This window comes from Pseudomonas sp. T8, from assembly GCF_024610635.1.
Classification (GTDB): domain Bacteria; phylum Pseudomonadota; class Gammaproteobacteria; order Pseudomonadales; family Pseudomonadaceae; genus Aquipseudomonas; species Aquipseudomonas chlororaphis_I.
Genome location: NZ_CP102374.1, coordinates 6,979,031 through 7,003,929 on the forward strand (window position 1 = coordinate 6,979,031; position 24,899 = coordinate 7,003,929).

The following is a 24,899-nucleotide window of genomic DNA, read 5'->3' on the forward strand; positions in this document are numbered from 1 at the left end:
TGCTCATTCCCTGCAACCGCATCCAACAGGGAATTGCTCATGCACTCATCGATCCTTTCCAATCCGCCACGCCGGCCATTGGCGCGCCTGTCACTGGCGTTGGCCCTGGCCCTCGGCACTTATGGCAGCGCCGCCTGGGCCCAGCAGGCAGGCGCTCAGCAGATCGAGCCCAGGCCGATCACCTTCGACATTTCCGCCGGCCCGCTGGACGAGGTGCTGCTGGATATCTCGCGGCAGAGCGGGGTGCCGATTTCCTTCAGCCAGGACCTGGTGCAGGGCAAGCGCAGCCCGGCCATCCGTGGCGCCCTGGGCGGCCAGCAGGCGGTGGACAGGGCCCTGCAAGGCACTGGCCTGGAGGCCCAGCACAGCGAGCAGGGGCTGACCATTCGCAATGCTCCGGCCAGCGCCAAGGCCAGTCCTAAAGTCAGCACCGTGGCGCCGGCTCGCGCGGCGGACCCGCAGCTGGAAAAAGTCACGGTGACCGGCTCGCGCATCGCCCGCGCCCAGTCCGACGGCGCTACTCCGGTGAACGTCATCACCCACGAGGAGATGGAGGCCCGCGGTTACCGCAACGTCTACGACGCCCTGGCGACCCAGACGCAAAACACCGGCATGACCCAGGGCGAGGACTACGGCAACACCTTCCAGCCCGCCGCCAGCGCCCTCAACCTGCGGGGGCTGGGGCCCAACCACACACTGGTGCTGATCAACGGCCGGCGGGTCGCGGACTATCCGACGGCCTATGGCGGCCAGGTCAACTTCACCAACCTGGCCAACATCCCTTCGGCGATCATCGACCGCATCGAGGTTCTCAGCAGCGGCGCCTCGGCGATCTACGGCTCCGATGCGATCGCCGGGGTGGTCAATATCATCCTCAAGGAGAAGGCCAGCGGCATCGACGTCAACCTGCGTGGCGGCACCACCGAGCGTGGCGGCGGCGACAACCAGCGCCTGCAGATCAGCGGCGGTGGCAGCTGGGGAGATTTCGATGGCCTGTTCGGCCTCGAGCTGACCCATCGCCAGCCGATCTGGGCCGACGATCGCGGTTTCATGGACCGCGGGCCGGCCTTGGACGTGGGCTACCGGCGCAACCTCGACAGCGGCAAGTACATCGGCCCCGGCTGCGGCGCTTACTCCGGAATCTTTGGCAACCACCTCAGCGGCAGCGGCGGGCGCTGCACCACCGACCAGGTCTACAACGATTACTGGACCTTGCAGACGCAGAAGGAAAACTACGACGGCTACACCCGTGGCACCTGGCATTTCAGCGACAGCGGCAAGGTCTTCGCCGACCTGATGTATGGCCTGGACCATATCCAGAACAACACCCGCGGGCCGAGCTTCACCTCGCCCGACTTCATCAACCAGAACACGGGCAACCTGGAGCGCTGGTCCCGGCGTTTCTCCGAAGAGGAAATCGGCGGCCGCACCAGCAACAACAGCAAGTGGCGCGACACCTCCTGGACCGGCACCCTGGGCCTGTCCGACCGGATCGCCGATACCGCCTGGAGCTACGAGCTGGCGGCCAACCGCTCGGAGTACCGCAGCGTGCGCACCACGCGCTATACGCCGTCGGCCACTATCCGCGATTTCTACCTGGGGCCGCAGCTGGGCGAGCAGGGCGGATATCCGCTGTTCGCCCCGGATGCCTCGCGCCTTGACCGGCCGCTGACCGAGGAGGAGTGGCGACAGTTTCGCCGCAACCTGACCCAGACCAGCAAGTCGGTGTCGCAGAGCTATAACGCCTCGCTCAACGGCGAGCTGTTCGACTTGCCGGCCGGGCCGGTGGGCTTCGCCGGCATCCTCGAGCTGGGCAAGCAGGAGTACCGCATCGACCCGGACGACGGGCTCAACGACGGCAGTTTCTACGGCACCACGCCGGCGCAGAGTTCCGGTGGCTCGCGCAAGCGCTATGCCGCTGGCGGCGAGTTCAGCGTGCCGATCAGCGACAGCCTGCTGGCGTCGCTGGCGGGACGTTGGGACCAGTACAAATTCAGCGGCCGCACCGAGCAGCAGAAGACCTACAACCTCGGCCTGGAGTGGCGCCCGTTGAACAGCCTGCTGTTGCGCGGCAGCTACGGCACCAGCTTCCGCGCGCCGGACCTGAACTACATCTACCAGGCCGACACCAACGGCTATGTGCCGGACCAGATCGACTACTACGGTTGCAGCCAGGGCGTGGAGGGCGCCTGCGATCGCGGGCGGGTGGACTACACCCAGAGCGGCACCGCCGACCTCAAGTCCGAGCGGGGCAAGTCCTGGACCTACGGTTTTGTCTGGTCGCCGTCGCGCAACTTCGATGTGTCGGTGGATTACTGGCGCGTGCAGATCGAAGACCTGCTGACCACCGTCGACCAGAACCGCCTGTTGCAGGAAGAGAATGCCTGCCGCAGTGGTGCCATGGACATCAACTCGGTCAGTTGCCAGGCGACCCTGGCGCGGATCCAGCGCAACCCGGGCACCGCCGCGGTGGACCCGAACCGCTTGCAGCGGGTGCAGATCAATGCGATCAACGCCGCCAGCGAACGGGTCAGCGGGCTCGACCTGAAAAGCAATATCCGCTGGGGCGCCGGGGAATACGGGGCCTTCAGTTCGACCCTGGGCTACACCCTGGTGCTCTCGCATTTCTACAAGGAATCGGACGACGCGCCGACCCAGGACTGGCGCGTGGACCGCAGCAATCACGACTGGCGCAGCAAGGTCAACGCCAGCCTGACCTGGGATTACCAGCACTACACTGCGACCCTGCTGGGCATCCGCTATGGCAGCGTCACCAACGGCAACTCGGACGGGCGCCTGTCGCCCTGGACCGTGTTCAACGCCAGCGCCCGCTACAAGGTCAACGACCGCGCCAGCGTCGGCCTGACCGTCAACAATCTGCTGAACCAGGTCAAGCGCGACGACTCCGGCGGCTGGCCGTACTACCCCACCGGCAACTACGACCCCTATGGCCGGCAGTGGTGGCTGGATGTGAGCTATCACTTTGGCGGTTGATCCCCTCGTCGGAGGCCTCTTCCTACGGGGGGATGATGAACTGGCATAAGCTCATCACCCAACGGTCTAGATCGGCCTCTATAAAAACCGCCCGGCCGTTGCACATCCCTGCATACACCTAATGCAGGGATGGTTGTCCATGAGTCTGTTCGTACCCCATAGATCCCCTTTGAGCCTGGCCTTGCTGGCGACGCTGAATGTGTTGCCGGCCTGGGCCGCGACCACTCCGTTCAATCTGCCCGCGGGGCCGCTGGACCAGACCTTGCTGCAGATTTCCCGGCAGACCGGCCTGCCGATTTCCTTCGAGCAGAAGCTGGTGAGCGGCCGTTATGCGCCGGCGATCCAGGGCCAGCTCGAGCAGCGCCAGGCGCTGACCCTGGCCTTGCAGGACAGCGGCCTGAAGGAGCAGCAGGACACCCAGGGCGTGACCATCACGGCGGACGCCAGCACGGCCAGCAGCGCCGCGACATTTGCCGAGCCCACCACCCAGCTGCAGCGAGTGGAAGTGACCGGCACCGCGATCCGCCGGGTCGATGCCGAGACCGCGGTACCGGTCACTGTGCTGCGGGTCGAGAAGCTGCGCGAGCAGGGCGTGACCACCACCGAAGAGCTGATCAACCGGATTTCCGCCAACCAGTCCTCGGTCGGTTCCGGGCGTTCGGTGGGCTCCAGCAGCGGCGGGGCGGCCTATGCCGACCTGCGCGGCATAGGCCCGAACAAGACCCTGGTGCTGCTCAACGGCCGGCGCCTGAGCAACAACGCGACCAATGCCATCAACGGCTCCGGGGTCGACCTCAACACCATTCCCTTCGCCGCCATCGACCGGGTCGAGGTGCTGCGCGACGGCGCGTCCGCGCTGTACGGCACCGACGCCATCGGCGGGGTGATCAACTTCATCACCAAGAAGAGCCTGACCCGCGGCCAGGTCAGCACCCGCTACGACACCCCGAGCCATTCCGGCGGTGGCCAGAGCAAGAACTTCAGCGGTAGCTGGGGCATCGGCGACCTGGAGGAAGACCGCTTCAACGTGTTCGGCGTGGTCAGCTACGACAAGCAGGAGCGCCTGGCCGCCAAGGACCGCGGCTACACCTACAACTATCAGCCGGGCCGCGGCCTGGACTACACGTCCGGCACCGCCTCGCCGGCCAACTGGAGCCAGGGCGCCAATGCCACCAACCCGCTGGCCGGTTCCGGCTGCAACGCACCGGGCTTGCTGTCGCGCAACGGCATTTGCCGCCAGAGTCTGTGGAGTTACCTGGACCTGGTGCCGGAAACCGAAAAGACCTCGGCCTTCGCCAAGGCCACCGGCAAGCTCAGCGACGATCACAACGTCAGCCTCGAATACTTCTGGGCGCGCAACGAGAACCGCACCCAGATCGGCCCCGGCACCCTGATGGGCAACCAGGTCAACCCGGGCACCGCGTTCTATCCGGGCAATGGCATCACCCCGGGGCCGAGCGGCTTTGCCCTCGACCCGACGCAACCGGTGGCGGCCAATTGGCGGGAAACCGATGTCGGCGCCCGCCGCCATGAGGACGACAACACCGGCCAGCGCCTGCTGCTGAGTTTCGACGGCAGCGCGGCGGGCTGGGACTACAACATCGGCGTCTCGTACAACCAGAACAAGGTGGTCAGCACCATTCGCAGCGGCTACGTGAACGATGTGGCGGTATCCCAGGGCATCGCCAATGGCGTGATCAACCCCTTCGGCCCGCAGACCGCGGCGGGCAGCGCGCTGTTGGCGGCCAATACGGTGGACGGCGATTACGCCACGGCGGTCGGGCGGGTCAAGGCCATCGACGGCCGGGTCAGCCGCGAGATCGGCGACTGGTTCGGCTCGGGCCCCTCGGCCCTGGCCCTGGGCGGCGAGTACCGCAAGGAGGACTTCCACCAGGATTTCGCCCAGTTCGCCGGCAATGTGCAGAGCCTGGGCATCGACCCCAACGGCAGCGTGTCGGGCGACCGCAGCGTGCAGGCGCAATATGCCGAACTCAACGTGCCGGTGCTCGACAGCCTGGAGCTGACGGCGGCGATCCGGCATGACAAATACAGCGACTTCGGCAGCACCACCAACCCCAAGTATTCGTTCCGCTTCCAGCCGTTCAAGGAGCTGGTGCTGCGCGGCGCCTACAGCGAAGGTTTCCGCGCGCCGTCGCTGTACGAACTGTACAACCCGACCTTTACCACCTTCACCAACGCCAACTACAACGACCCACGGCTGTGCCCCGGCGGTACCCCGGCCAATGGCGGGATCGGCAACCGCGACTGCGCCCAGCAGTTCAACCGCAGCACCGGCGGCAACACCGAGCTGAAGCCGGAGACCGCGCGCAACGTGACATTCGGCTTCGTCTATCAGCCGTTCGACCGGCTCAACGCCGGGCTGGATTTCTGGTGGATCAAGCTCGCCAACCAGATCGCCGAGTTTCCCGAATCGGCGCCGTTCGACAACCCCGACCTGTACGCCGACCGCCTGGTGCGCAAGGCCGACGGCTCCATCGATCATGTGGTCACCGGCATGGCCAACCTGGGCAAGCTCAAGACCAGCGGGGTCGACGTCAGCCTCGACTACCGCCTGCCGGCCACTGCCTGGGGCGAGTTCGGCCTGGGGCTGCAAGGTACCTACGTCACTCGCTACGACTACCAGCAACAGCTCAAGGGCGAGTACATCGACAAGCTGGGGGACTTTCGCGGCGGCGACTTCGCCTCGGCCGGCGCGGTGGCGCGCTGGCGCCACAGCCTGACCGCGACCTGGAACCAGGGGCCGCTGGGCGCGACCCTGACCAACCGCTACACCAGCGGCTACCACGACTCCGACCGCGACAGCCATAACCGCGTCGGCTCCTACAACGTCTGGGACCTGGCTGGCACCTACACCTGGCGCCAGGCCCTGGGCGTGACCCTCGGGGTGAAGAACCTGTTCGACCGCGAGCCGCCGTTCAGCAACCAGACCTACACCTTCCAGAGCGGCTACGACCCACGCTATTCGGACCCGTTCGGACGGACCTTGTACACCCGGCTCAGTTACAACTTCTGAGTCGACTGGCAATAAAGGGTCCGGACGCTTTTTAGTAACCAATGAGTCTAAAACCCGCTCTATAAAAATGCCCGGCCAGTTGCACAAGACAGGCAGGAGCGGGGTGTCCCGGGTGGAAGGGTTCGGGCAGGAGTCAGGGCTGAGCAGGCGATTGTGATCGCGGCAAGTCGCGCACGCTGTAGGCGCGAGGCTTGCCCGCGCTGAGGTCATCTATTCATCCCGGATCCCTGCTTCTGTTCAAAGAGGCATCATTCCATGCTGTTGCAACGCACCTTGCTGTTCTGGCTCTGCCTGCTGCCGAGCCCCGTGCTACTGGCCGCCGTGCAACCGTCGCTGACGGTCTACGGCGAAGCTCCCAAATATCCCGCCGGCTTCCAGCACTTCGACTACGTCAACCCGGACGCGCCCAAAGGCGGCAGCCTGCGCCGGTCCTCCCTGGAAAGCGGGCCTTTCGATCATCTGATTCCCTACATCGACAAAGGCACCGGCGTGGCCGATATCGACGGCTGGCTGTACGCGCCGCTGGCCTATCGCTCCAAGGATGAGCCCTACACCGTGTACGGTCTGGTGGCCGAGGGCCTGGAGCTGGCACCGGACCGTTCCTGGCTGCGCTTTTACCTCAACCCGAAGGCGCGCTTTGACGATGGCAGCCCGATCACCGCCCAGGACGTGCGCTACACCTTCGAGCTGCTGATGACCCAGGGCAGCTTCAAGTACCGCCAGCAGTTCGCCGATGTCGCCGAGGTGCAGGTGGAGTCGCCGACCCAAGTGCGTTTTGTGTTCAAGAGCAGCGAGAGCCGCACCTTGCCCCTGGACCTGGCGTCGTTGCCGGTGTTGCCCGAGCACTGGTGGCGCGGCCGCAATTTCGCCGACGGTGGCGGCTTCGAAGCGCCGCTGGGCAGCGGGCCGTACCGGGTGAGCGCGGTGGACACCGGGCGCAGCGTCGACTTCGAGCGGGTCAGGGACTGGTGGGGCCAGGACCTGCCGGTGGCCCGTGGGCGCTACAACTTCGATCGGCTGCGGGTGGAGTTCTTCGCCGACACCGATGTGTCGCGGCAGATCCTCAAGGCCGGCGGCTACGACTACAACCGCGAGTTCTCTGCCACCGGCTACACCATCGGTTATGCCGGCGCCGCCCTGGAGCAGGGGCGCCTGGTGCGCGAACACCTGGCGCCGGGTTCGGCCCTGGGCGCCCAGGGTTTCATCTTCAACCTGCAGAAACCGCAGTTCCAGGACCGCCGGGTGCGCCAGGCGATCGCCATGCTCTGGGATTTCGAGTGGAGCAACCGGCAGATGATGCGCAGCCTGTACCTGCGCCAGCAGAGCTTCTTTTCCCACAGCGAACTGGCGGCAGCGGCGCTGCCGGACGCTGACGAGTTGAAGATCCTCGAACCCTGGCGCGGGCAGGTTCCCGAGGAGGTCTTTAGCCAGGTGTTCCAGGCACCACGCACCGACGGCAGCGGGATCATCCGCCCGCAACAGTTGCAGGCCCTGAAGCTGCTGGAACAGGCGGGCTGGAAACCCCAGGGCGACCAGTTGCGCAACGCCGCCGGCGAGCCCCTGCATTTCACCTTTCTCAACGGCCAGAAAGGCCTGGAGCGTTTGCTGCTGCCGTTCAAGCGCAACCTGGCGCAGATCGGCATCGGCTTCGATATCCGCCAGGTCGACACCGCGCAATACACCAACCGCGTGCGCAGCCGCGACTACGACATGATCATCGCCGCCTACCCGGTGTCCCAGGCGCCGGGGCGCGAGCTGTTCAACTACTTCGGGTCGGTGAGCGCCGACGATCCGGGCTCGAACAACTACATGGCGCTGCGCGACCCGGCGGTGGACGGGCTGATCAGCGCCCTGGTGCAGGCCGACAGCCGTGCCAGCATGCTGGCCCACGCCCGGGCCCTGGACCGGGTGTTGCAGTGGGGCTACTACTGGATCCCCAACTACTACCCGCCGGGCATTTCCTCGGTGTGGTGGAACCGCTTTGGCCGGCCGGCCATCGCGCCGCTATACGACGCCGGGCTCGACACCTGGTGGGAGGTCAGCCCACAAGCGCTGACCCTGAGCCAGATGCGCCAACGTCGCGGGGAGGCTGTCCATGCTGGCTTATAGCGCGCGGCGTCTGCTGCTGATCGTGCCGACCCTGCTGTGCATCCTGCTGGTAAACTTCGTCATCGTCCAGGCGGCGCCCGGCGGCCCGGTGGAGCAGGCCATCGCCCGCCTGCAAGGCATTGGCGGCGCCTCGGCGGTGGGCGGCGGGCACGTGGAAACGGTGGGCGGAGAGTCCCGCGCCACCCGTGGCCTGGACCCCAAGCTGCTGGCCGATATCGAGCGCCAGTACGGCTTCGACAAACCCGCCGGCGAGCGTTTGTGGCTGATGCTCAAGCGTTATGCGCGGCTGGATTTCGGCGACAGCTTCTTTCGTGGCGCCAAGGTCACCGAGCTGATCGCGCAGAAGTTGCCGGTGACTTTGTCGCTGGGCTTGTGGGCGACGCTGATCACCTACCTGGTGTCGATCCCCCTGGGGATTCGCAAGGCCATCCATGACGGCTCGGCCTTCGATGTCTGGAGCAGCGCGGCGATCGTTATCGGTTATGCGATGCCGGGGTTCCTGTTCGCCCTGTTGCTGATCGTGGTGTTCGGCGGCGGCACTTTGCTCGACTGGTTCCCGGTACGCGGGCTGGTTTCGGAGAACTTCGCCCAGCTCTCGGCCTGGGGCAAGGTCGCCGATTACTTCTGGCATTTGGTGCTGCCGGTCAGCGCCCTGGTGATCGGCGGCTTCGCCACCTTGACCCTGCTGACCAAGAACAGCTTTCTCAACGAGATCTCCCGCCTGTATGTGGTCACCGCGCGGGCCAAGGGCCTGAGCGAGCGGCAGGTGCTGTACGGCCATGTGTTTCGCAACGCCATGCTGCTGGTGGTCGCGGGCTTGCCCCAGGCCCTGGTCAATGTGTTCTTCGGCGGCTCGCTGCTGATCGAGGTGATCTTCTCCCTCGATGGCCTGGGGCGCCTGAGCTACGACGCCGCGGTGTCGCGGGATTACCCGGTGGTATTCGGCTCGCTGTTCATCTTCACCCTGTTCGGTCTGCTGATAAAACTGCTCGGCGACCTGTGCTACACCCTGGTCGATCCGCGCATCGACTTCAGTGCAAGGAGCGCCTGATGTTGACCTTGTCTCCCATAGGCTTGCGGCGCTGGCAGCGCTTCAAGTCCCACCGGCGCGGCTGGTGGTCGTTGTGGCTGTTCATCGCGTTGTTCGCCTTGACCCTCGGCGGTGAGCTGATCGCCAACGACAAGCCCTTGCTCGTGGCTTACCAGGGCCAGTGGTATTTCCCGGTGTTCAAGCGTTACACCGAACAGCAGTTTGGCGGCGAGCTGCCGTTCCAGCCGGATTACCGCAGCGCTGCGGTGCGCCAGCTGATCGAAGGGCAGGGCGGCTGGCTGCTGTTCGCGCCCATTTCTTTCGCCTTCGACACGGTCAACTACGACCTGACGGAGCCGGCGCCCAGCCCGCCCTCGGTGCAGAACTGGCTGGGCACCGACGACCAGGCCCGGGACGTGCTGGCGCGGGTGATCTTCGGCACCCGGGTGTCGCTGCTGTTCGCCCTGGCGCTGACCGCCGCCAGTGCGCTGATCGGCATCGCCGCCGGCGCCCTGCAAGGCTATTACGGCGGCTGGATCGACCTGTTGGGGCAGCGCCTGCAGGAGGTCTGGTCGGGGCTGCCGGTGCTGTATCTGTTGATCATTCTTTCGGGGTTCGTCGAGCCGAATTTCTGGTGGCTGCTGGGGATCATGACGCTGTTTTCCTGGCTGACCCTGGTGGATGTGGTGCGCGCCGAGTTCCTGCGCAGCCGCGGCCTGGAGTACGTCAAGGCGGCGCGGGCCCTGGGCGTCGGCGATACCCAGGTGATGCTGCGGCACATCCTGCCCAACGCCATGAGCGCCACCCTGACGTACCTGCCGTTCATTCTCACTGGGGCCATCGCCACCCTGTCGGCCCTGGACTTCCTGGGCTTCGGCATGCCGGCCGGCAGTGCCTCCCTGGGCGAGTTGATCGGCCAGGGCAAAAGCAATCTGCAGGCGCCCTGGCTGGGGCTGACGGCGTTTTTTGCCCTGGCGCTGATTCTGTCGTTGCTGGTGTTTATCGGCGAAGCCTGCCGTGACGCCTTTGATCCGAGGCATTGAGATGAGTGAACGACTGATTGAACTGCGCGACCTGCGGGTGGCGTTCAAGGCCACTGAGGTGGTGCATGGCATCGACCTGGAGATCCGTCCCGGTGAGTGCCTGGCGTTGGTGGGCGAGTCCGGCTCCGGCAAGTCGGTGACGGCCCACAGCCTCCTGCAATTGCTGGATCCGGGCTGCACGCGTATCGCCGGCAGCATCCGTTATCGCGGCGAAGAGCTGCTCGGCGCCAGCCCGGCGCGTTTGCGCCAGCTGCGCGGCAACCGTATCGCGATGATCTTCCAGGAGCCCATGAGCTCGCTGAACCCGCTGCATAGCCTGGAGCGGCAACTGGGGGAAACCCTGCGCCTGCACAAGGGCATGGCCGGTACCCAGGCCCGCGAACGGATCCTGGAGCTGCTGCGCCTGGTGGGCATCCAGCAGCCGGAGCAGCGCTTGAGGGCCTACCCCCATCAGCTCTCCGGCGGCCAGCGCCAGCGGGTGATGATCGCCATGGCCCTGGCTTGCGAGCCGGAACTGCTGATCGCCGACGAGCCGACCACCGCCCTGGATGTCACGGTGCAACGCAAGATCCTGCTGCTGCTCAAGGACCTGCAACAGCGCCTGGGCATGGCCTTGCTGCTGATCAGCCACGACCTCAACCTGGTGCACAGCATCGCCCAGCGGGTGGCGGTGATGCGTGCCGGGGAGATCGTCGAAACGGCTGGCTGCGAGCAACTGTTCGCTGATCCGCAACATCCCTACAGCGTCCAGTTGTTGAATGCCGAGCCCGGCGGCCAGGCGCTGCGCTGCGGGCCCAGCGAGACCCTGCTGGCGGTGGACGGGCTGAAGGTCTGGTTCCGTCAGGGCGGTGGCTGGCTGCGTCCCAGGCGTTACCTGAAGGCGGTGAACGGCATCGACCTGCAACTGCAACGGGGCAAGACCCTGGGCATTGTCGGTGAGTCCGGCTCGGGCAAGTCGACCCTGGGCCAGGCGATCCTGCGGCTGATCGAGTCCGAAGGCAGCATCCGCTTCAAGGGCCAGGACCTGCAAAGTCTCGACGGCAAACAGCTGCGGCCATTGCGTCGGCAGTTGCAAGTGGTGTTTCAGGATCCGTTCGGCAGCCTCAGCCCGCGCCTCAGCGTGCAGCAGATCATTGCCGAAGGTTTGCTGGTGCACAGCGAGCTGAATGCGCAGCAGCGCGAGCAGGCGGTGATCAAGGCCTTGCAGGAGGTCGGCCTCGACCCGGCCAGCCGCCATCGCTACCCCCATGAATTCTCCGGCGGCCAGCGTCAGCGCATCGCCATTGCCCGCGCCCTGGTGCTCAAGCCGGAACTGATCCTGCTCGACGAACCCACTTCGGCCCTCGACCGCACGGTGCAGAAACAGGTGGTGGCGCTGCTGCGCCGCCTGCAGCAGGAACACGGCCTGACCTACCTGTTCATCAGCCACGACCTGGCCGTGGTGCGGGCGCTGGCCCATGACCTGATCGTGATGAAGGACGGCGAAGTGGTGGAGCGCGGCGAGACCGATCAGCTGTTCGCCTCGGCACGGCACCCTTATACCCGGGAGCTGTTGATGGCGTCCTCGGTCATGACGGCAGCTACCGGCTTGCCGCTGGCCGAGCCCTTTGGTGCGGGCTGAAAGCACGGGCCTGAAACGACGAATCCCGCCAGAAGGCGGGATTCGTGGGCAAACAAGGGCTTCCCTGGGGAAGCGCTGGCTTAGGCCGGGAACAGTTCGCTGAGCTTCATCGCCAGCATCATGTCGCCTTCGGCGCGCAGCTTGCCGCCCATGAAGGCCTGCATGCCGTCGGTTTCGCCGCTGACGATGCCTTGCAGGGTTTCGCCGTCCATTACCAGCGTGACCTGGGCGTCCGGGTTCTCGCCTTCCTTGAGCTCGCAGGTGCTGTCTTTGACGATCAGCGAGAAGTTCTTGGTGTCATCGATACGGAAACCGAAAACCAGGTCCAGGCCGGCAGCGGCAGCTGGGTTGAACTTGGCTTTCATGGCTTGTACGGCGTCGGCTACGGAGGTCATGGTTCGATCCTTTTATGGGTTGTTACAGCAAGGGTCACAGTGATCCGGACTCAGCGGAAAGTGATGAGTTCCGGGGCCTTCAGCAGCTGCAGGTGGGCATGGCTGTTGAAGGAAGCCAGGGCGACCTCGCGACCGCGAAACTTCAGCAGGTTGAGCGAGGTATTGACGATTTGCCAATTCAGTTCGAAGGCCTGGGCGGCAGGCATCCGGGTAATCAGGTGGAGCAGGGCAGTGATGGTGCCGCCGGAGGTGAACACGGCGATTTTCTGGGTGTTGTCGGCCTGTTCCAGAATCCGCTGCAGGCCGGCCTGCACCCGCTCGACGAATCCCAGCCAGCTTTCCAGCCCCGGTGGATCGTAGGTGCCGGCCAGCCAGCGGTCGATGATCAGGGCGAAGATTCTTTGGAATTCGGCGCGGTTCTGCGCGGCGTTGCGCAGGATGTCCAGGGCGTCGGGCTCCTCGGACAACATGGCGGGCAGCAAGGCGCGGATCACCGCGTCGGCATCGAATTCGTTGAACGCCGAATCGGTTTCCAGGATCGGCGTGGGCAGGCCCGCGGCGCTGAACTGTTGCAGGGTGGAGTTGGCGGTGTGTTGCTGGCGGCGCAGGTCGCCAGCCAGGCAGCGGTCGAAGTTCACCCCCAGTTCGACCAGGTGTTGACCGAGCACTTCGGCCTGGCGCACACCCGTGGTCGAGAGGACGTCGTAGTCGTCCGCACCGAAGGAGGCCTGGCCATGTCGAATCAGATAGATGCTGCCCACGTCCGCGTCATCCCGGTACGTTGAAAGTTTTGCGAGGTTATGAGGATGCCGGTGAGCTGTCAATGAAAAAACATACGCTTGTTTGAAATGCCCGTTAGAGCACGGTAACAGGAGGTTTCGCGACTGGCCGACGCCTGGCTGCGCCGGTATGCTGGAGCCATTCCGCCACGTGTTGGCAGTGATGCACGTCTTTAAGGAGTCCCTGTGGAGTTTCTCTCCGAGTACGCCAGTTTCCTGGCCAAAACCGTCACCCTGGTCATCGCCATCCTGGTGGTGCTGATCACCGCTGCCTCGCTGCGCAGCAAAGGCCGGCGCAAGGGCGCCGGGCAGTTGCATGTGAGCAAGCTCAACGATTTCTACAAAGGCCTGCGCGAGCGTCTGGAGCAGAGCCTGCTCGACAAGGACCAGCTCAAGGCCCTGCGCAAGTCCGAGGCCAAGGCCGAGAAAAAACACAAGAAGCAGCACGAGGAAAAGCCGCGGGTGTTCGTGCTGGATTTCAGCGGCGACATCAAGGCTTCGGCCACCGAGGGGCTGCGCCACGAAATCACCGCGCTGCTGAGCCTGGCCACGCCCAAGGACGAAGTGGTGCTGCGCCTGGAAAGCGCCGGTGGCATGGTGCACAGCTACGGCCTGGCTTCGTCGCAACTGGCGCGGATTCGCCAGGCCGGCGTGCCGTTGACGGTGTGCATCGACAAGGTCGCGGCCAGCGGCGGCTACATGATGGCGTGCATCGGCGAGAAGATCATCAGCGCGCCGTTCGCCATCCTCGGCTCGATCGGCGTGGTGGCGCAGCTGCCGAACGTCAACCGCCTGCTGAAAAAGCACGACATCGACTTTGAAGTGCTGACCGCCGGCGAATACAAACGCACCCTGACCGTGTTTGGCGAAAACACCGAAAAGGGCCGGGAGAAATTCCAGGAAGACCTGGACGTCACCCATCAGTTGTTCAAGAACTTCGTTTCCCGTTATCGGCCGCAACTGGTCATCGACGAGGTGGCCACCGGTGAAGTCTGGCTGGGTGTCGCGGCGCAGGAGAAAAAGCTGGTCGACGAGTTGAAAACCAGTGACGAATACCTGGCCGAACGCGCCAAGAGCGCTGAGCTGTTCCACCTGCACTACGCCGAGCGCAAGAGCCTGCAGGAGCGGGTCGGGCTGGCGGCCAGCGGTTCTATCGACCGTGTGCTGCTGACCTGGTGGGGCCGCCTGACCCAGCAGCGTTTCTGGTAAGGCCGTTGCGGCCTCCTGTAGGAGCGAGCTTGCTCGCGATGGAGGTTGCAGCACCACGTTTCTCTGGAGCTCGTGTTGTCTTGAGGTTTATCGCGAGCAAGCTCGCTCCTACAGGGGCGGGCAGCGCGTTAAAGATGGCAGGCACAAAAAAGCCCTGAACCGGTTTCCCGGTCCAGGGCTTTTTGTTGGCGCGGCGTTTAGCGGCGACGGAACAGCGGCAGCGGTTCGTCGGTGGCGGCCTGGTAGGTCACGGAGAAGTCCTTGAGGCTTTCCAGGGCTTCGTACGGGTCCTTGTCGGCGCGCAGGGCGTAGGCGTCGAACCCGCAGCGGCGCAGGTAGAACAGCTGGTCGCGCAAGATGTCGCCGATTGCCCGCAGCTCGCCCTTGAAGCCGTAACGGTCACGCAGCAGGCGGGCGTTGGAGTAGTTGCGGCCGTCGGTGAAGGCCGGGAAGTTCAGGGCGATGACCTGGAAGTGCTGCACGTCATCGCCGATCTCTTCGGCTTCTTCATCGCTGTCCAGCCACACGCCCAGGCCGCCGTCGCGGGCCTTGAGGGCATGAGCGTGCTCGCGCCACAGGGCCAGCGGCACGATCAGGTCGTCGCAGTTGGAAATGCCGTCGAGGGTCGCGTCCTTGGGCAGCAGGTGCCAGGTTTCGTCGATGACCTCGTTGTTCTTAATTATTCGCTGCATAGACGCGCTCCTTGAAGAGGTCGATGCCAATACGTTGGTAGGTGTCGATGAAGCGCTCGTCTTCGGTACGTTGTTCCACGTACACGTCGATCAGCTTCGAGATCACGTCGGGCATGTCGTCCTGGGCGAAGGACGGGCCGAGGATCTTGCCCAGGCTGGCGTCGCGGCTGGCGCTACCACCCAGGGAAACCTGATAGAACTCTTCACCTTTCTTGTCCACGCCGAGGATGCCGATGTGGCCCACGTGGTGGTGGCCGCAGGCGTTCATGCAGCCGGAAATGTTCAGGTCCAGCTCGCCGATGTCGAACAGATAGTCCAGGTCGTCGAAACGGCGCTGGATGGATTCGGCGATCGGGATCGACTTGGCGTTGGCCAGGGAGCAGAAATCACCGCCCGGGCAGCAGATAATGTCGGTCAGCAGGCCGATGTTCGGCGTGGCGAAACCTTGCTCGCGCAGCTCGCCCCACAGGGTGAACAGCTGGCTCTGCTCGACGTCGGCGAGAATCACGTTCTGCTCGTGGGAGGTGCGCAGCTGGCCGAAGCTGTAGCGGTCGGCCAGGTCGGCGATGCCGTCCAGCTGCTTGTCGGTGACGTCGCCCGGGGCTACGCCGGTGGGTTTCAGCGACAGGGTCACGGCGACATAACCCGGCTTCTTGTGGGCCAGGGTGTTGCGCGTGCGCCAGCGGGCGAAGCCTGGATATTGTTTGTCGAGCTCGGCCAGTTCGGCGTCCTGGTTGACCAGTGCCTTGTAGTCCGGATCGACGAAGTGCTTGGCCACCCGATGCACTTCGGCTTCGGTCAGGGTGGTCTGGCCGCCGCGCAGGAAGGTCATTTCCGCTTCGACTTTCTCGGCGAACACCTCTGGGGTCAGGGCCTTGACCAGGATCTTGATCCGCGCCTTGTACTTGTTGTCGCGCCGGCCGTAGCGGTTGTAGACCCGCAGGATGGCGTCGAGGTAGCTCAACAGGTCCTGCCACGGCAGGAACTCGTTGATGAAGGCGCCAACCACCGGGGTCCGGCCCAGGCCGCCACCGACCAGGACCCGGAAGCCCAGCTCGCCAGCGGCGTTGTGCACCGGCTCCAGGCCGATGTCGTGGACTTCGATGGCCGCGCGGTCCGAGGTCGAACCGTTGATGGCGATCTTGAACTTGCGCGGCAGGTAGGCGAACTCAGGGTGGAAGGTGGTCCACTGACGGACGATTTCACACCAGGGGCGCGGGTCGATCAGCTCATCGGCGGCGACGCCGGCGAACTGGTCGGTGGTGACGTTGCGCAGGCAGTTGCCGCTGGTCTGGATGGCGTGCATCTGCACGGTCGCCAGCTCAGCCAGGATGTCCGGGATGTCTTCCAGCGCCGGCCAGTTGAACTGCACGTTCTGCCGGGTACTGATGTGGGCGTAGCCCTTGTCGTAGTCGCGAGCGATCCTGGCCATCATCCGTGCTTGGCGCGAAGTCAGCTGGCCATAAGGCACCGCCACCCGCAGCATCGGGGCAAAACGTTGGATATAGAGGCCATTCTGCAGGCGCAGAGGGCGGAATTCTTCTTCGCTCAGCTCGCCTGCCAGATAGCGCCGGGTCTGATCACGGAACTGCTTGACGCGGTCCTCGATGATCCGCTGATCGTACTCGTCGTATACGTACATATAGATCCTGTTCTCAGGCTTATCAGGTGACGCAGAGGCGGATGTCACCCAAGAAATTCTGCGCGCACGGCCGCGCACTCCCAACGGAGCCGGGCGAAGATACCAGTTTGCAGTTATGCGCAAAAGTGATGTTTGAGTATATGCAAAGAACCAAAACGACTAACGGTATCCGGCCGGCTCAAACCCACATTTGTGGTGAGGGCAATCCTCGACTTAACTGTGCTCGAGTCTTTGTGCAGTCACCGATAAAACCGACAAGAGGCGATGCTATGAGCAATCCAACCAAGGCAAGGAAAAGCGACAGCGCTGTCGATGCTTGGGCCATTCTCTTTCTGATCATTCTGGTCGTGGGAACGGCGGTGTTCTGGGTCAGTCATCAATAGTTGCGGTCGAGCGACGAACAGAGTCCGAATTGTCTGTAGGAAATGACGATTTGCCGACATTGGCCAGTATTTTGCCAGTTATACTGCAGGGCAATATTCCGGGACTCTGGTCGCAATGTTCAAGGCGTTTGATAAGTGTCTGCTGCTGGTGCTGCTTGTACTGAGTCCAGCGTTCTGGGCCATGGCCCATGCCACCTCGGTGGTGTTTTTGAACCCGGGCCATTCCACTGAAACCTTCTGGGTCGGTTATTCACAGTTCATGCAGGCCGCGGCCAACGACCTCGGCCTGGATCTGCGCGTGCGTTATTCGCAGCGCGATTCGCAAACCACTATCCGCCAGGCCCGGGAAGCCCTGCAGGGCCCGGACCGGCCGGATTACCTGGTGGTGGTCAACGAGCAATATGTCGCACCGGAGATCCTGCGCTTGTCCCAGGGCAGCGGGGTGAAGCTGTTCGTCGTCAATAACGCGCTGACCAGCGATCAGCAACGCTTGCTGGGCGATCGCCAGAGTCGTTATCCCGACTGGATCGGCAGCATGATCGCCAACGACGAGGAAGCTGGCTACCTGATGCTCAAGGAGCTGATCCGTCGTCACGGTCCGTTAGCCCCAGGGCAGTACATCGACCTGCTGGCGTTCTCGGGAGTGAAGAACACCCCGGTGGCGCAATCCCGTGAGCAGGGTCTGCAACGAGCGCTGGCCGAGCATCCCGAGGTGCGGCTACGGCAGCTGGTGTATGGCGAGTGGAATCGCCAGCGTGCGTTTGAGCAGGCCCAGCAGTTGCTCAAGCGCTATCCGCAGACGCAATTGATCTGGTCGGCCAACGACGAGATGGCCCTGGGGGCGATGGAGGCGCTGGAACAGCAGGGGCGGCGACCGGGCAAGGAGGTGCTGTTCAGTGCCCTGAACAGCTCGCCACAGGCCTTGCAGGCGTTGATCGACGGACGCCTGACGGCGCTGATCGCCGGGCATTTCACCCTGGGGGGCTGGGCGATGGTGGTGCTCAACGATGATGCCCGGGGGCTGAACCCTGCGGCCTATGGTGGCCCGAGCTGGCAGCTGGATGTGTTCCAGCTATTGGACAAGGTCCAGGCGCAGCGCTTGCTGGATCTACAGGGTTCGCAGCAATACGGTGTGGACTTTCGCGGGTTGTCGGCCGAGGGCAAGCCGGCCGGCTACCGTTATCCCTTCTCGCTGAATCTGTTGTTGCACTGACAGGCGTTCAAAGCCCCGCCAGGTGCACGACCAGCTTGACGATACCGAACAGGGTCAAGGCAAGCACCGCAGTGAACAGAATGCCCAGGATCACGAAATGGCTGGGCTTGCCGTGGGTAAAGTCGCGCTTGCGGTTCTTGCCGCTCTGTACGCCAAAGGCGGCAGCGGCGACGCTTTGCAGCATCTGCCAAAGGGTCGGCGGCTTGTTGTTGATGGGGTCGTCCATAAATCCCTCGACACAAGTGAGTGTAGGGAAAGCATAGACAATTTTCGCGTAGCTCCTGCCCATACACCCTGTAGGAGCGAGCTTGCTCGCGATCAAAACGTCAAGACAACGCGATTCTTCAGATTCACCGCGTTATCGTTGGCGTTCATCGCGAGCAAGCTCGCTCCTACAGTGGGGGCGCGTAGCTGTTAGTTGTCGTAGCCCAGGTTCGGCGCCAGCCAGCGCTCGGTCACGGCCAGGTCCTGGCCTTTGCGCGCGCTGTAGCTGTTGACCTGGTCCTTGTCGATCTTGCCCACGGCGAAGTACTGCGCCTGCGGATGGGCGAAGTACCAGCCGCTGACCGCCGCCGCCGGGAACATGGCGAAGTGTTCGGTGAGGAAAACGCCGCTGCGCCCGGCCTTGCCTTCGGATGCCTCGGGGTCGAGCAGGGCGAACAGGGTGCTCTTCTCGGTATGGTCCGGGCAGGCCGGATAACCCGGGGCAGGGCGGATACCGCTGTACTGCTCCTTGATCAGCGCCTCGTTGTCCAGCTGTTCGTCCTTGGCGTAGCCCCAGTAGTCTTTGCGCACCTGCTGGTGCAGCCACTCGGCGCAAGCCTCGGCCAGGCGGTCGGCCAGGGCCTTGACCATGATCGAGTTGTAGTCGTCGCCCTTGTCCTGATAGGCCTTGGCCACTTCTTCGGCGCCGATGCCGGCGGTGGTGATGAAGCCACCGACGTAGTCGGTCACGCCGCTGTCCTTGGGCGCGACGAAGTCGGCCAGGGAGAAGTTCGGCTTGCCGTCGGTCTTGATGGTCTGCTGGCGCAGGTGGTGCAGCCTGGCCAAGGGCTGGCCGTCGTCGCCATAGACTTCCAGGTCGTCGTCCTGCACCTGGTTGGCCGGCCAGAAGCCGAACACCGCGCGGGCGCTGATCAGCTTCTCGTCGATCAGCTTGTCGAGCATTTCCCGGGCGTCCTTGTACAGCGCGGTGGCGGCTTCACCCACCACTTCGTCCTGGAGGATGCGCGGGAACTTGCCGGCCAGGTCCCAGGAGATGAAGAACGGCGTCCAGTCGATGTATTCGGCCAGGACCCGCAGGTCGATATTGTCCAGCACCTTGGCGCCGGTGAAGGTCGGCACGGTCGGCTGGTAGCTGCTCCAGTCGAACTGCGGCTTCTTGGCCACGGCCGCCGGGTAGCTCAGGCGCTCGGTGCGGGCGCTGCGGTTGGCGGTGCGCTCGCGGACTTCCACGTACTCTTCGCGGGTGCGTTCGACGAAACCGGCCTTGAGTTCCTTGGACAGCAGTTGGGTGGCCACGCCCACGGCGCGCGAGGCGTCGGTGACGTAGACCACCGCGTCATTGCTGTACTTGGGCTCGATCTTCACCGCCGTGTGCGCCTTGGAGGTGGTAGCGCCACCGATCATCAGCGGCAGGTGGAAGTCCTGGCGCTGCATTTCCCGGGCGACGTGGACCATCTCGTCGAGCGACGGGGTGATCAGGCCGGACAGGCCGATGATGTCGCATTTCTGTTCCTTGGCCACCTGCAGGATCTTCTCCGCCGGCACCATCACGCCGAGGTCGACGATGTCGTAGCCGTTACAGCCCAGGACCACGCCGACGATGTTCTTGCCGATGTCGTGCACGTCGCCCTTGACCGTGGCCATGAGGATCTTGCCCTTGGCTTGCGGCTTGTCGCCTTTTTCCAGCTCGATAAAGGGAATCAGGTGGGCCACCGCCTGTTTCATTACCCGGGCGGACTTCACCACCTGGGGCAGGAACATTTTGCCGGCGCCGAACAGGTCGCCGACGATGTTCATGCCGGCCATCAGCGGGCCTTCGATCACTTCGATCGGGCGGGCGAAGGACAGCCGCGACTCTTCGGTGTCTTCGACAATGTGCGTGGTGATGCCCTTGACCAGGGCGTGTTCCAGGCGCTTGTTGACGTCCCAGTTGCGCCACTCTTCGGTCTCGGCTTCCTTGACGCTGCCGTCGCCCTTGTACTTGTCGGCGATGGCGAGGAGGGCGTCGGTGCCTTCCGGGGTGCGGTTGAGGATCACGTCCTCCACGGCGTCGCGCAGCTCCTGCGGGATCTGGTCGTAGATCTCCAGCTGGCCGGCGTTGACGATACCCATGGTCAGGCCGTTGCGGATCGCATACAGCAGGAACACCGAGTGGATCGCCTCGCGCACCGGGTTGTTGCCGCGGAAGGAGAACGACACGTTGGACACCCCGCCGGAACTCAGCGCGTAGGGCAACTCGTCGCGGATGTAGGCGCAGGCGTTGATGAAGTCCACCGCGTAGTTGTTGTGCTCCTCGATGCCGGTGGCCACGGCGAAGATGTTCGGGTCGAAGATGATGTCTTCCGGCGGGAAGCCGACGTCGTTGACCAGGATGTCGTAGGAGCGTTTGCAGATTTCCTTCTTGCGCGCCTCGGTGTCGGCCTGGCCGGCTTCGTCGAAGGCCATCACCACCACGGCGGCGCCGTAGCGCTTGCACAGCTTGGCGTGATGAATGAACTGCTCGACGCCTTCCTTCATGCTGATGGAGTTGACGATGCCCTTGCCCTGGATGCACTTGAGGCCGGCTTCGATCACTTCCCACTTGGAGGAGTCGATCATGATCGGCACGCGCGAGATGTCCGGCTCGCCGGCGATCAGGTTGAGGAAGGTCACCATGGCCTTCTTCGAGTCCAGCATGCCTTCGTCCATGTTGATGTCGATCACCTGGGCGCCGGCTTCGACCTGCTGCAGGGCGACTTCCAGGGCCTCGGTGTAGTTCTCTTCACGGATCAGGCGGGCGAACTTGGCGGAACCGGTGATGTTGGTGCGCTCGCCGACGTTGACGAACAACGACTGGCGATCGATGGTGAACGGCTCCAGGCCCGACAGGCGGCAGGCCTTGGGGATGTCCGGGATCTGCCGCGGCGCATAACCAGCGACGGCCTTGGCGATGGCCTCGATATGCCCCGGGGTGGTGCCGCAGCAGCCGCCGACGATGTTCAGGAAGCCGCTCTGGGCGAATTCTTCGATGACCTTGGCGGTTTGTACCGGCAGTTCGTCGTACTCGCCGAATTCGTTGGGCAGGCCGGCGTTGGGGTGCGCGGAGACGTGGGTGCTGGCCTTATTCGACAGCTCTTCCAGGTAGGGGCGCAGTTCGCTGGCGCCGAGGGCGCAGTTCAGGCCGACGGAGATCGGCTTGGCGTGGGCCACCGAGTTCCAGAAGGCTTCGGTAGTCTGCCCGGACAGGGTGCGGCCCGAGGCATCGGTGATGGTGCCGGAGATCATGATCGGCAGTTCCAGGCCCAGCTCTTCGAACACGCCCTGCACGGCGAAGATCGCCGCCTTGGCGTTGAGAGTGTCGAAGATGGTCTCGATCAGGATCAGGTCGGCGCCGCCCTCGATCAGGCCCTTGGTGGCCTCGGTATAGTTCTCCACCAGTTCGTCGAAGGTGACGTTGCGGTAGCCGGGGTTGTTGACGTCCGGCGACAGCGAGCAGGTGCGGCTGGTCGGGCCCAGGACGCCGGCGACGAAGCGCGGCTTGTCCGGGGTTTCCAGGGTCTTGGCATCGGCGACCTTGCGCGCCAGGCGCGCGCCTTCGACGTTGAGCTCGTAGACCAGCGCTTCCATGCCGTAGTCGGCCATGGAAATCTGCGTGGCGTTGAAGGTGTTGGTTTCGAGGATGTCGGCGCCGGCATCCAGGTAGGCCTTCTCGATGCCGCCGATCACGTCCGGACGGGTCAGCACCAGCAGGTCGTTGTTGCCCTTGACGTCGCTCGGCCAGTCGGCGAAGCGTTTGCCACGGTAGTCCTGCTCCTCGAGCTTGTAGCTCTGGATCATGGTGCCCATGCCGCCGTCGAGAATCAGGATGCGCTCTTTGAGGGCTTGCTGAAGGGCTTGGAGGCGCGTGCTGCGATCGGACATGAAAGACTACCTGGAAGGGCCATTACGAAGGGCGAGGATCATAGCAAACCTGTGCGCTTTTAGAGCATGCGGCGGTTTTGCATGAATATCGCTCATGTTGGTGGCGGTGCTGGCCCGGTAGAATCGCCGGATTTTCTTATGGATTGGACCAGGGATATGTCTTACCGCGTTGTCATCGGCAGTGTGCTGCTGCTTTTAAGTTCGTTCGCCAGCGCCCAGGGTCCCGCGCCAGCGATCTCCTACACCCGCGATATCCAGCCGATCTTCACCGAGAAATGCGTGGCCTGCCATGCCTGCTACGACTCGGCCTGCCAGCTCAACCTGGGCAGCGGCGAGGGCGCGGCCCGCGGCGCCTCGAAGATCCCGGTCTACGACGGCGAACGCAGCAAGGCACAGACGCCGACCCGCTTGTTCTATGACGCTTCCGGCAAGCACGCCTGGCAGGGTATGGGCTTCTACTCGGTGCTCGATGCCCAGGGCAGCCAGGCGGCGCTGATGGCGCGCATGCTCGAGCTGGGCCACAAGACGCCGTTGCAACCCAACGCCAAGCTGCCGGAGGACATTGTCCTGGGCCTGAACCGCGAGAACATGTGCGCGCAACCGGCCGAATTCGATGGTTATGCCAAGGCCCATCCGCGCGAAGGCATGCCGCTGGCGGTGACCGGCCTGACCGATCAGCAATACCAGACCCTGCAACGCTGGCTGGCCTCCGGGGCGCCGATCGACGAACAGGGCCTGGCGCCGAGCGCCAAGGAAGCGATGCAGGTGCTGCAGTGGGAAAACCTGCTCAATGCCCCGGGCGCCCGGGAAAGCCTGGTGGCCCGCTGGCTGTTCGAGCACTGGTTCCTCGCCCATATCTATTTCGAGGGCGGCGAGCCGGGGCATTTCTTCCAGTGGGTGCGCTCGCGCACGCCGAGTGGCCAGCCGATCGACCTGATCAACACCCGCCGACCCAACGACGACCCGGGCACCCAGGTGTATTACCGCCTGTGGCCGGTGCAAGGGGTGATCGTGCACAAGACCCACATCACCTACCCGCTGAGCGCGGCGAAGATGGCGCGGGTCAAGACCCTGTTCTACAGCGGCGATTATCAGGTCAGCGCGCTGCCGGGTTATGGCCCGGGCCGCCGCGCCAACCCGTTCGAGACCTTCGAGGCGATTCCGGCCAAGGCCCGCTACCAGTTCATGCTGGATAACGCCGAGTACTTCGTGCGCACCTTTATCCGCGGCCCGGTGTGCCGCGGGCAGATCGCCACCGATGTGATCCGCGACAACTTCTGGGCGCTGTTCCAGGCCCCGGAACACGACCTCTACATCACCGACCCGGCCTACCGCGGCCAGGCCACGCCGCTGCTGGCCATGCCTGGGCAGAACGATGACGTCGGCAGCGTGCTGAGCCTGTGGCTGGCCTATCGCGACAAACGCAACGAATACGAGATCCTGCGCCGCGACTCCTACGCCAATGCCCCGGCGCCGAGCTGGTCGACCCTGTGGGCGGGCAACGACAACGCGCTGCTGAGCATCTTCCGTCACTTCGACAGCGCCTCGGTGACCAAGGGCCTGATCGGCGAGGTGCCGCAGACCATGTGGCTGTTCGACTACCCGCTGCTGGAGCGCACCTACTACCAGCTGGCGGTCAACTTCGACGTGTTCGGCAACGTCTCGCACCAGGCGCAGACCCGGCTGTACTTCGACCTGATCCGCAACGGCGCCGAGCAGAACTTCCTGCGCCTGATGCCCGCCGGCACCCGCGAGGACTTCCTCGACGATTGGTACCAGAACAGCGGCAAATTCAAGATGTGGCTGGACTACGAGTCCATCGACGACGACAAGGCCAGTGCCCTGGTCCTGGACGAGAAGGACCCGAAACGCGACTTCGCCAACCAGCTGTTGAGCCGCTACGGCGACCTCAATGCGCGGCCCGATCCGATCAACCGCTGCGACGGCGCCTACTGCTCGCGCCCGAACATCGACCCGGCGCTGCAGAATGCCGAACAGGCCCTCAGCGGCCTGGTTTCGCGGCCGGCGGCCGGCATGCGGGTCATCGACCTGTTGCCGGAGGCCACCATGCTGCGCATCCAGGCGCCGAGCGGCAAGCGGGTGTTCTACAGCATGCTGCGCAACCGTGCCCACAGTAACGTGGCGTTCCTGCTGGGCGAGTCGCTGCGCTACCAGCCGGGCCTGGACACCCTGACCATCTACCCGGGCGTGCTCAGCAGCTACCCGAACTTCATGTTCAATATTCCTGCCGAGCAAGTGCCGGCGTTCGTGGCCGAGATGGAAAACGCCAAGGACGCCCATCGTTTCGAGAAAATCGTCGAGCGCTGGGGGATCCGTCGCAGCCATCCGCAGTTCTGGCAGTACTTCCATGACCAGACCCAATACATCCTGGAAACCGATCCGAAAGAGGCGGGCGTACTGGACATGAACCGCTACGAGAACCTCTGACGGCGCCAAGCCCTTGAAATTCCGGGTCGGAGCCCTCAGGTTCCGGCCCGGCCCATCCCGGAAAAGCCTTGCAAAAAAATCCCAGGCGTTGCGTTGACCACGCAGCGCGGGCCTATCGACCAAGGTCTATCCCGACAAAAATACTAGGACTTTGTCCGGCACGCCGATTGGCGTAAACTGCG

15 protein-coding genes are annotated in these 24,899 nt (G+C 64.2%); 9 read left to right on the plus strand and 6 right to left on the minus strand.

Annotated features, from left to right (window positions below; genetic code table 11):
• Nucleotides 1–39: 39 nt before the first annotated feature.
• The 6 genes from NRG23_RS31905 to NRG23_RS31930 all read left to right on the plus strand — a co-directional run bounded on the left by NRG23_RS31905 (nt 40) and on the right by NRG23_RS31930 (nt 11,831).
• Nucleotides 40–2,994, plus strand: coding sequence for a TonB-dependent receptor (locus NRG23_RS31905; RefSeq protein ID WP_257373358.1), 2,955 nt, complete (start codon nt 40–42; stop codon nt 2,992–2,994).
• 139 nt (nt 2,995–3,133) lie between these two features.
• Nucleotides 3,134–6,028 (plus strand): TonB-dependent receptor, encoded by a 2,895-nt coding sequence (locus tag NRG23_RS31910; RefSeq protein ID WP_080768773.1) that lies wholly within the window; start codon nt 3,134–3,136, stop codon nt 6,026–6,028.
• Between the two features lie 255 nt (nt 6,029–6,283).
• Entirely contained in the window at nt 6,284–8,137 is a 1,854-nt protein-coding gene (locus tag NRG23_RS31915) for an extracellular solute-binding protein (protein ID WP_041986115.1), read from the plus strand.
• Nucleotides 8,124–9,188 carry a microcin C ABC transporter permease YejB gene (locus NRG23_RS31920; RefSeq protein WP_028682869.1) on the plus strand — a complete coding sequence of 355 codons (1,065 nt, stop codon included), beginning with the start codon at nt 8,124–8,126 and terminating at the stop codon, nt 9,186–9,188. Before NRG23_RS31915 ends, NRG23_RS31920 begins: the two co-directional genes overlap by 14 nt.
• The gene (locus NRG23_RS31925; RefSeq protein WP_257373360.1) at nt 9,188–10,210 is read left to right on the plus strand and encodes an ABC transporter permease; all 1,023 of its coding nucleotides are present in this window, start codon (nt 9,188–9,190) and stop codon (nt 10,208–10,210) included. Before NRG23_RS31920 ends, NRG23_RS31925 begins: the two co-directional genes overlap by 1 nt.
• 1 nt (nt 10,211) lies before the next feature.
• The gene (locus NRG23_RS31930; protein ID WP_041986110.1) at nt 10,212–11,831 is read left to right on the plus strand and encodes an ABC transporter ATP-binding protein; all 1,620 of its coding nucleotides are present in this window, start codon (nt 10,212–10,214) and stop codon (nt 11,829–11,831) included.
• A gap of 80 nt (nt 11,832–11,911) precedes the next feature.
• On the opposite strand, the gene NRG23_RS31935 is transcribed toward NRG23_RS31930, so the two are convergent.
• Together NRG23_RS31935 and NRG23_RS31940 are read right to left on the minus strand one after the other, a co-directional pair.
• On the minus strand, nt 11,912–12,226 hold the full coding sequence (locus tag NRG23_RS31935; protein WP_007921837.1) for an SCP2 sterol-binding domain-containing protein: 315 nt from the start codon (nt 12,224–12,226) through the stop codon (nt 11,912–11,914).
• A 50-nt stretch (nt 12,227–12,276) separates the two neighbouring features.
• Nucleotides 12,277–12,987, minus strand: a complete 711-nt coding sequence (locus NRG23_RS31940; protein WP_016705361.1) for a histidine phosphatase family protein — start codon at nt 12,985–12,987, stop codon at nt 12,277–12,279.
• A 204-nt stretch (nt 12,988–13,191) separates the two neighbouring features.
• Between NRG23_RS31940 and sohB the strand changes: the two genes are divergently transcribed.
• Nucleotides 13,192–14,214 carry a protease SohB gene (sohB, locus tag NRG23_RS31945; protein ID WP_101282782.1) on the plus strand — a complete coding sequence of 341 codons (1,023 nt, stop codon included), beginning with the start codon at nt 13,192–13,194 and terminating at the stop codon, nt 14,212–14,214.
• Between the two features lie 197 nt (nt 14,215–14,411).
• On the opposite strand, the gene NRG23_RS31950 is transcribed toward sohB, so the two are convergent.
• Together NRG23_RS31950 and NRG23_RS31955 are read right to left on the minus strand one after the other, a co-directional pair.
• Nucleotides 14,412–14,906, minus strand: a complete 495-nt coding sequence (locus tag NRG23_RS31950) for a DUF934 domain-containing protein (RefSeq protein ID WP_009049671.1) — start codon at nt 14,904–14,906, stop codon at nt 14,412–14,414.
• Nucleotides 14,890–16,548 (minus strand): nitrite/sulfite reductase, encoded by a 1,659-nt coding sequence (locus NRG23_RS31955; protein ID WP_009049670.1) that lies wholly within the window; start codon nt 16,546–16,548, stop codon nt 14,890–14,892. Before NRG23_RS31955 ends, NRG23_RS31950 begins: the two co-directional genes overlap by 17 nt.
• A 498-nt stretch (nt 16,549–17,046) precedes the next feature.
• On the opposite strand from NRG23_RS31955, the gene NRG23_RS31960 reads away from it, so the two are divergent.
• On the plus strand, nt 17,047–18,144 hold the full coding sequence (locus NRG23_RS31960; protein ID WP_009049669.1) for an ABC transporter substrate-binding protein: 1,098 nt from the start codon (nt 17,047–17,049) through the stop codon (nt 18,142–18,144).
• 7 nt (nt 18,145–18,151) lie between these two features.
• Here NRG23_RS31960 and NRG23_RS31965 read toward each other — a convergent pair whose 3' ends face one another.
• Nucleotides 18,152–18,370 carry a DUF2970 domain-containing protein gene (locus NRG23_RS31965; protein WP_257373364.1) on the minus strand — a complete coding sequence of 73 codons (219 nt, stop codon included), beginning with the start codon at nt 18,368–18,370 and terminating at the stop codon, nt 18,152–18,154.
• A gap of 188 nt (nt 18,371–18,558) precedes the next feature.
• A complete protein-coding gene (gene metH, locus NRG23_RS31970; protein ID WP_101282781.1) occupies nt 18,559–22,269 on the minus strand; it encodes a methionine synthase in 3,711 nt (1,236 codons plus the stop codon).
• A 156-nt stretch (nt 22,270–22,425) separates the two neighbouring features.
• Here metH and NRG23_RS31975 point away from each other — a divergent pair, with 156 nt between their 5' ends.
• Complete coding sequence (locus NRG23_RS31975; protein WP_009049666.1) at nt 22,426–24,717, plus strand: fatty acid cis/trans isomerase; 2,292 nt, start codon at nt 22,426–22,428, stop codon at nt 24,715–24,717.
• Nucleotides 24,718–24,899: the final 182 nt, after the last annotated feature.